The sequence below is a fragment of the Streptomyces sp. W16 genome (assembly GCF_033194735.1).
Classification (GTDB): Bacteria; Actinomycetota; Actinomycetes; order Streptomycetales; family Streptomycetaceae; genus Streptomyces.
This window is the reverse complement of record NZ_JAWOAI010001088.1, coordinates 1-1,331: the sequence shown is the minus strand read 5'-3', so window position 1 is coordinate 1,331 and position 1,331 is coordinate 1. Positions and strand designations below refer to the sequence as shown.

Here is a 1,331-nt window from a genome sequence, read left to right as displayed (position 1 = left end):
CGGCGGCGAGCGGGTGCTGGCGCAGTTCCGCACGCCGGGCGGGACGTACGGCGCGGTCGCCGCGAAGGCGCAGGACGTGGCGGCGTGCGGGGCGCGTGACCCGCAGGTGCTGGCCGGAGTGCTGTGGAAGTCGGCGGCGGGCACCTGGTATCTGCTGGCCGCCGGCGGCAAGGACACGAAGTCGGTCAGGGCGACGGGCGGGGTGAACGGCTCGGCGCAGGGCGGCCTGCTGGCCGTGAAGACGAAGCAGGGCGTCCAGGCCGAGCTGAAGGGCACGCTGGCCGACGGCAGGACGATCACCGGCCTCCGCTAGCTGACACCGGCGTCAACAAGTACCCGCACAAGGGTTCCCCGCGGACCTACCCGTCAGTACATTGACGCCATGTCCAACAAGCCGCTCAAGGCCCGAAGGGTGTCCTTCTCCTGGGAGGGCACCCCGCTGCACTGGGTGCCCGGCGATCCGTTCACCTCGCACACGATCAATGTGCTGCATCTGCTGCTGCCCGCCGGTGAGCGGTGGTTCGTGCACGTCTACAAGCAGGTGCTGCCCCTCATCCGGGACGACCGGCTGCGCGAGGACGTGATCGGGTTCATCGGCCAGGAGGCGATGCACTCCCAGGCCCACGACGAAGTTCTGCCGCATCTGCGGGAGTTGGGCCTCGACCCGACCCCGTACACCGCGCAGGTCGACTGGTTCTTCGAGAAGCTGCTCGGCGACCGCACCCTGCCCCCGGGCCGGGCCCGGAAGTGGTGGCTACTGGAGCGGGTCGCCGTCATCGCGGCCATCGAGCACTACACGGCGTTCCTCGGCAACTGGATGCTGAACGCCGAGGAGCTGGACCGGCGCGGCGCCGATCCGACCATGCTGGACCTGCTGCGCTGGCACGGCGCCGAGGAGGTCGAGCACCGGTCCGTCGCCTTCGACCTCTTCATGCACGTCGACGGCAGCTACCGGCGGCGCGCCCGCACCTGGGCCACCGCGTTCATCGCGCTGATGTTCCTGTGGCAGCGCGGGGCCCGTTTCTTCATGGCGAACGACCCGACCCTCGTCGACCGCCGCGCGAGCTTCAAGGACTTCTACGTCGCCGGCCGGCGCGGCACCCTGCCCGCGACCGGCGACATGCTCAGGTCCATACCCCGCTACCTGAGCCGCGCCTACCACCCGTCCCAGGAGGGCAGCACCGAGCAGGCCGTCGCCTATCTGGCCTCCTCGCCCGCGGCGCTGGCCGCCGAGAAGAGGGCGGAGTAGTGCCGAAGCCGCTCACGGTCGCGGTGCTGGCCGGTGCAGCGCTGCTGACCCGGCGCGCGCTGCGGCGCCGGGTGCGGGTCTC

At 71.2% G+C, this 1,331-nt stretch carries 1 protein-coding gene and 1 pseudogene; both read left to right on the top strand.

All coding sequences use genetic code 11. From position 1 onward, the window contains the following. Positions 1-313, top strand: a pseudogene (locus R6V09_RS53325) (hypothetical protein); the annotation flags it as partial. 69 nt (positions 314-382) lie between these two features. Further along, on the top strand, positions 383-1,249 hold the full coding sequence (locus R6V09_RS53320) for a metal-dependent hydrolase (RefSeq protein WP_317888582.1): 867 nt from the start codon (positions 383-385) through the stop codon (positions 1,247-1,249). Positions 1,250-1,331 lie beyond the last annotated feature (82 nt).

Excerpts from the sequence above, each read along its gene's own strand:
- R6V09_RS53320 (WP_317888582.1), top strand. The coding sequence starts at position 383 with ATGTCCAACAAGCCGCTCAAGGCCCGAAGGGTGTCCTTCTCCTGGGAG.